Source organism: Pseudomonas sp. YQ_6, from assembly GCF_043103245.1.
Taxonomy (GTDB): Bacteria; Pseudomonadota; Gammaproteobacteria; order Pseudomonadales; family Pseudomonadaceae; genus Aquipseudomonas; species Aquipseudomonas alloputida.
In genome coordinates, this window is record NZ_JBICJR010000016.1 from 40,389 (window position 1) to 46,769 (window position 6,381).

Annotated in this window: 5 protein-coding genes; 2 read left to right on the top strand and 3 right to left on the bottom strand. The window is 64.2% G+C overall.

Features of this window, described 5'->3' with window-relative positions:
• Positions 1 to 3 precede the first annotated feature (3 nt).
• Genes ACF8FG_RS04635 through ACF8FG_RS04645 form a run of 3 tightly spaced genes read right to left on the bottom strand, consistent with a single transcriptional unit; the run spans position 4 to position 3,897 of the window.
• Complete coding sequence (locus ACF8FG_RS04635) at positions 4 to 204, bottom strand: DUF1656 domain-containing protein (RefSeq protein ID WP_003251718.1); 201 nt, start codon at positions 202 to 204, stop codon at positions 4 to 6.
• On the bottom strand, positions 194 to 2,371 hold the full coding sequence (locus ACF8FG_RS04640; protein ID WP_019438408.1) for an FUSC family protein: 2,178 nt from the start codon (positions 2,369 to 2,371) through the stop codon (positions 194 to 196). The genes ACF8FG_RS04635 and ACF8FG_RS04640 overlap by 11 nt, the downstream gene beginning before the upstream one ends.
• Positions 2,368 to 3,897, bottom strand: coding sequence for an efflux transporter outer membrane subunit (locus ACF8FG_RS04645; protein WP_318077619.1), 1,530 nt, complete (start codon positions 3,895 to 3,897; stop codon positions 2,368 to 2,370). Before ACF8FG_RS04645 ends, ACF8FG_RS04640 begins: the two co-directional genes overlap by 4 nt.
• 192 nt (positions 3,898 to 4,089) lie before the next feature.
• Between ACF8FG_RS04645 and ACF8FG_RS04650 the strand changes: the two genes are divergently transcribed.
• Together ACF8FG_RS04650 and ACF8FG_RS04655 are read left to right on the top strand one after the other, a co-directional pair.
• Positions 4,090 to 5,037, top strand: coding sequence for a LysR family transcriptional regulator (locus ACF8FG_RS04650; protein WP_392518618.1), 948 nt, complete (start codon positions 4,090 to 4,092; stop codon positions 5,035 to 5,037).
• Between the two features lie 176 nt (positions 5,038 to 5,213).
• Positions 5,214 to 6,188: a D-glycerate dehydrogenase gene (locus ACF8FG_RS04655; protein ID WP_014592323.1), complete on the top strand. Its 975-nt coding sequence runs from the start codon at positions 5,214 to 5,216 to the stop codon at positions 6,186 to 6,188.
• Positions 6,189 to 6,381: the final 193 nt, after the last annotated feature.

The window sequence follows — 6,381 nt, forward strand, 5'->3', positions numbered from 1 at the left end:
TTCTCACCAGTAGACAGACAGCGCCATGGCGCCGAACAAGCAGACGAACAGGCTCAGGCGCAGCAACGCCGGGTGCCAGAAGAAGCGGTAGCCATCATGGCTGGCAATGAACCGGTCCAGGCCCCAGGCCAGGCCCAGGGCAAACAGGAACATCAAGGTCATGGTGGGCATGTACACGCCATGGAAGGCGATCTCACGGGGCATGGTGCAGTCCTTTCGCCGGTGCCAGTGGCGACTGTGGGTCCAGCAGGGAAGTACGGATGAAGTGCAGGTAGCTTTGCACGCGGCGCAGCACCGAGGTGTCGAAGTGCCGGGCGAATGGCTCGTCGGTGGCCTGCACGCGGGCAATGGCGTGGTCCACTGCCACCAGTGCGCGTTCGTGGTTGCTGGCGCTGGGCTGCAGGAACAGCCGGGTCAGTGCACGGCCCATGACACGGATTGCCTGGCGCCACGGCTGCGACTCGGCATAGGCCGGGTGCACCGGGGCGCGGGCTTGCTCCTTGCGCAGCTCGATGACGGCGTGGCCGATCTCCAGCACGGTGAACATCCACCCCATCAGCTGGCTCTGCACCTGCGGCTTGCCGGCCGCCAGGCCATAGGCCTGGTGCAGCAGGTCGCGGGTGCGGCTTTCGAAGGCCGAGCCCAGCCCGCGCAGGCGGCCGCTGATGGCGAACAGCACCTGCTCGCGCAACGCCTGCTCCAGGCGGCTCCACAGCCAGCGGCTGTTGGGCGGCAGAATGATCGCGCCGGCGGCGGCACAGACGAACATGCCGATCACCATGCCGATGTAGTCGTTGATGAAGGTGTACGGGTCATAAACGGTGAGGTTGTTCGGCACCGAACCAATCGCGAAGAACACCAGCAGGCCGATGCCATAACCGGCATAGGCAGGACGCGACGAAAGAAACGCGCCCAGCACGAACACAGGCGCCAGCACCATGCACAGCAGCGGGAAACCGTCGATCCAGGGGAACACGAAGAAGGTTTCGAAGAAGCCGACAAAAGCGCCGATGGCCGTGCCGCAAGCCATCTGGAACGACATGCGCTTGGGGTTGGGTGACGCCGCCGAAAGGCATACGGTGACCGTGGCGATCAGGGTCATCATGGCGCCACTGGGCCAATCGCTGAGCAGCCAGTAACTGCCCAGCAGCAACAGCACTGCCGAGGCGCGCACACCGGCCGCCAGCGATACCAGCCAGCTGGTCTGCGCCACGTAGGGCTCGTCCCACTGCTCGCGTTCGTGCTTGTGCGCGGCCAGCGAGGCATGGGTTTCGGCGTAGCTCAACATCTCGTCGACGAAGCGGTACAGCAGCTCGAACGCGGTGTGAAAATCGAGCAGGTCGGATTCGCTGGGGTCAGTTGCCAGGTACTCAGCCCGCAGCCCTCGCACCTGGGCCTGCAGGCCTTCCTTGTAGGCGGCCAGCTCCAGGGTCAGGCGCAGCGCATCGGCGTCCGTCAACGCCCGGCCCACATAGGGCTGCAGCAACTCCACCAAGGTGTTCAGGCCCGGTTCGATGGCACTGACGATCTGCAGCGGGCCACGGGCACGCAGGCGCTCCAGCAAACGGTGCAAGGCATTGAAGCGGGTGGTGATGGCCATGAACTCGCTGTTCATGCGCACCAGCCGGCCACTGCGACGGCGCATGTGCGGGTCTTCGAAAGCGGTGACGTTGCGCAGGCTCTCGAGGCCCACGGCCTCTGCCACGAACCGCACGTTGCTGCTCTCGAAGCGGTCCTTTTGACTGTCACCACGCAGGGCCTCCACCACCACCCCGGCAAACACGCCAAAGCGCTGGTAGAGGGCATTGCGCATTGCGGCACTGGCCGACTGCGGCAGGATCGCGGCACTGACGAAGGTCGACACCAGAATACCCAGGGCGATTTCCAGCGCCCGCCATACCGCTGCCATGAACGCCTGGTCGGGGTGTTGCAGCACCGGCAGGCCGATCATCGCTGCGGTGTAGCCGGCCAGCACGAAACCATAGGCGCGGAAGGTGCGGTAGCGCATGGCACCAGCCGAGCACAGGCCCACCCACAGCGCCAGGCTGGGCAGAAACAGCTCGGTGTTCTGCGGAAAGATGGCAATCAGCGCCACCATCATCGCCGAGCCGGCCAGGGTGCCTAGCACCCGGTAGAAGCTTTTCGCGAACACATGCCCGCTTTGCGGCTGCATGACGATGAAAACAGTGATCATCGCTGTACGCGGTTGCGGCAGCTCCAGGCGCATGGCCAACCACAAGGTGATGAACGCAGCGGCCAGCACCTTGAAGATGTACACCCAGGTCACGCCGTCGGTGCGCGCCCAGGCAAAGAAGCCCCGGCGCCATTCCAGGCTTTGCAGCCAGCGCGCGGGCAAACTGGAAGTGCTCATTCGGCGTTATCCGGCTTCTTGTCGAAAATGGCCAGGGTGGCCGGGGTCTTAGGTGCTGCCTGACGTTCCTCTTTCGGCGCATCCTGACCGGCCTGCAGGCCACCACCTAGGGCGGTGACCAGCTCGGCATGGGCGACCAGGCGGGCGGCCTGTACCTGCTGCTGCACCTGCTGCTGGCGGAACAGCAAGGTCTGCGCGTTGAGTACGTTCAGGTAGTCGGTAAGGCCGCGCTGGAACGCGACCATGGCGATGTCGTAGGTTTTCTGCGCGGCAGCAACCGACTCGGCGGCGAAGTGCGACTGTTCTTTCATCGACTCACGGCGGATCAACTGGTCGGAGATGTTTTTCAGCGCACCGACCACAGTCTGGTTGTAGCGCGCCACGGCCACGTCATAGCTGGCGGAGGCCACGCCCAGCTGCGAGCGCAAACGGCCACCGTCGAAGATCGGCAGGCTGATGGCAGGGCCGACGTTGTAGTTGAACTTGCGCCCGGTGAGGAATTCCAGCGGGCCACCGCCGGTGGCCATGAAGCCCAGGCTGCCGACCAGGTCGACGTTGGGGAAGAAGCCGGCATGGGCGACGTCGATACCCCGCGCCTGTGCGGCCACCTGCCAGCGGCTGGCAACTACGTCGGGGCGCTGGCCAACCAATTCGGCCGGCAGGTTCGACGGCAGCTTCAGCGGTGCAGCCAGGGCCAGGGTCGGGCGCTGCAACTGGGCGCCTTCGCCCGGGCCCTTGCCTGCCAGTGCCGCCAGCTGGTTGCGGGTCAGGGCAATCTCTTCGTTCAGGCTGTCGAGCTGGCGGTGGGTTTCCGGCAGCGGCGCTTCGGCCTGGCTGACTTCGAAGTGGGTGCCGATGCCGGCATCCAGCCTGCGCTTGGCCAAGGCCAGGATCTGTTCTTGCTGCTCCAGCTCGGCCTTGACGATATCGCGCTGGGCAAAATGCAGGCTCAACTGGATGTAGGCACGCACCACATTGTTCTGCAGTTCCAGCTGCGCCTGGCGGGCTTCGGCCACGCTCATGTGCGCCTGGTCCACGGCCTGCTCGCTGGCATTGCGCTCGCGCCCCCACAGGTCAAGGGCGTAGCTGAAACCGATGGCGGCGTTGTTGTCCCAGGTGTTGGCACCCGACAACGCGCCGGGGCCATAAAACTGGTCTTCCGGCCAGTTGTGGCGCTTGAGCGTAGACTGGCCGTTGGCCTGGAGCTTTTCCGCCGACTCGACCACACCGGCCATGGCCTTGGCTTCGCGCACCCGCGCCGCAGCCATGGCCAGGCTCGGGCTACCGGCCACGGCCAGGGCAATCCAGCGGTCCAGCTGCGGGTCGCCATAGGCATGCCACCACTGCTGGTCAGGCCAGTGGGCGTCGGTCGCGGCTTCGCGAATGGCCGCGTCGGTAGTCAAGGTATTGGCTTGCAGCGTCTTGCTTTGCGGGGCAATGCCCCAGGTTCCGATACAGCCGCTCAAGGTGAGGGCAAGGGCACAGGCACTGAACGCCTTGAGCGTTCTGATGATGCGACGCGGCACAGCTGCGATTTCCCGAGGAAGAGGTGAAGGGGGCCGGGCAATTCTAGGGGGCGGCAGCACTGGCGATAAGCACAGATTCCTGCGAATCTTTGTTACCAAAACAGCGATAATCCGCCTTTGGTCGAAGGCAACTTTTTCTCTTTTCTAAGTTACTTCGTGACACAATTTTGTCCTCTACCTCGAGAGTGACCCATGGACACCCTGCAAAACATGCGTGCTTTCAGTTGCGTAGCCCAACTCGGCAGCTTCACTGCCGCTGCGGCGCAACTGGATACGACCACCGCGAACGTGTCGCGGGCGGTCTCCAACCTGGAAGCCCATCTGCAAACAAGGCTGCTCAACCGTACCACCCGCCGCATTGCGCTGACCGAAGCCGGCAAGCGCTACCTGATGCGTTGCGAACAGATTCTTACCTACGTCGAAGAAGCCGAGGCCGAAGCCAGCGACGCCCATGCGCGCCCGGCCGGGCAGTTGAAGGTGCATTCGATGACCGGGGTCGGCCAGCACTTCGTGGTCGATGCCATCGCCCGCTACCGCGAAACGCACCCGGACGTGACCTTCGATTTGACCATGGCCAACCGCGTGCCCGACCTGCTCGACGAGGGTTATGACGTCTCCATCGTGCTGGCCACCGAACTGCCCGACTCGGGGTTCGTTTCGCAGCGCCTGGGCATCACCTACAGCATTGTCTGTGCCTCGCCCGCCTACATCGCCCAGCATGGCGTGGCGCACAAGCCTGCCGACCTGCTCAAGCACGCCTGCCTGCGCATGGTCAGCCCGGTGATACCGCTGGAGAAGTGGCTGTTCGATGGCCCGGAAGGCCAAGAGATGGTCAACATCACCAGTTCGCCGTTCATGGTGAACACCGCCGATGCCATGAAGACTGCGATCCGCAGTGGCATGGGCGTAGGCGTGCTGCCGATCTATTCGGCTATCGAGGGCCTGCGGGACGGTAGCCTGGTGCGGGTGCTGCCCGAATATCGCCTGCAGGAGCTGAACCTGTATGCCATCTATCCATCGCGGCAGTATCTGGATGCCAAGATCAAGACCTGGGTGGAGTACCTGCGCAACTCGCTGCCAGAGACTCTTGCCGCGCATGAGGCAGACCTGAAAACCCATCAGGTGCTGATCGCCAACTAAAAAGCTGCTGCATTGCGGGGGCTGACAATGGTAGGTTGCTAACCATTGATTTCGCCTGTTCCGCCCCTTTCGCGGGCAAGCCCGTTCCTGCAAGGCACCGCGCCCCCCGTAGGAGCGGGCTTGCCCGCGAAGGGACCAGCACAGCCCCCCACCCCGCCTAGCAGAGAAGTTGCCCGATGAAAAAGACCGTCCTGGCCTTCAGCCGTATCACCCCGGCCATGGCCGAACGCCTGCAGCAAGACTTCAACGTGATCCTGCCCAACCCCAAGCTTGGCGACATCAGCGCCCAGTTCAACGAAGCCCTGCCCGAAGCCCATGGCCTGATCGGCGTTGGCCGCAAGCTCGGCCGCGCGCAGCTTGAAGGTGCGGCCAGGCTGGAGGTGGTGTCCAGCGTGTCGGTCGGCTATGACAACTACGACCTCGACTACTTCAACGAACGCGGCATCGCCCTGACCAACACCCCCGACGTGCTGACCGAAAGCACCGCCGACCTGGGCTTCTCACTGATCATGGGCTGCGCCCGGCGCACCGCCGAGCTGGATGCCTGGACCAAGGCCGGCAACTGGCAGGCCACCGTGGGCCCGGCCCACTTCGGCAGCGATGTGCATGGCAAGACCCTGGGCATCGTCGGCATGGGCAACATTGGTGCAGCAGTGGCACGCCGTGGCCGCTTCGGCTTCAACATGCCGATCCTGTACAGCGGCAACAGCCGCAAGACCGCACTGGAGCAGGAGCTGGGCGCGCAGTTCCGCAGCCTGGATCAGTTGCTGGCCGAAGCCGACTTCGTGGTCATCGTGGTGCCGTTGTCCGATGCCACCCGCAAGCTGATCAGCAGCCGCGAGCTGAAGCTGATGAAGCCGAGCGCGTTCCTGATCAACATTGCCCGTGGGCCGGTGGTGGATGAGGCGGCGTTGATCGAGGCGCTGCAGGCCGGCACCATTCGGGGCGCAGGCCTGGACGTGTACGAGAAAGAACCGCTGAGCGACTCGCCGCTGTTCAAGCTGCCCAATGCGCTGACCCTGCCGCACGTTGGTTCGGCTACTGCCGAAACCCGAGAGGCCATGGCCAACCGGGCGATCGACAACCTGCGTGCGGCGCTGTTGGGCGAGCGGCCGCGGGACCTGGTGAACCCGCAGGTGTGGAAGGGCTGACCGTTTTGGAATGCCTGTGCTGGCCCCTTCGCGGGTAAACCCGCTCCTACAATTTGGAGTGCCTGTGCTGGCCTCTTCGCGGGTAAAACCGCTCCTACAATTTGGAGTGCCTGTGCCGGCCCCTTCGCGGGTAAACCCGCTCCTACAATTTGGAGTGCCTGTGCCGGCCCCTTCGCGGGTAAACCCGCTCCTA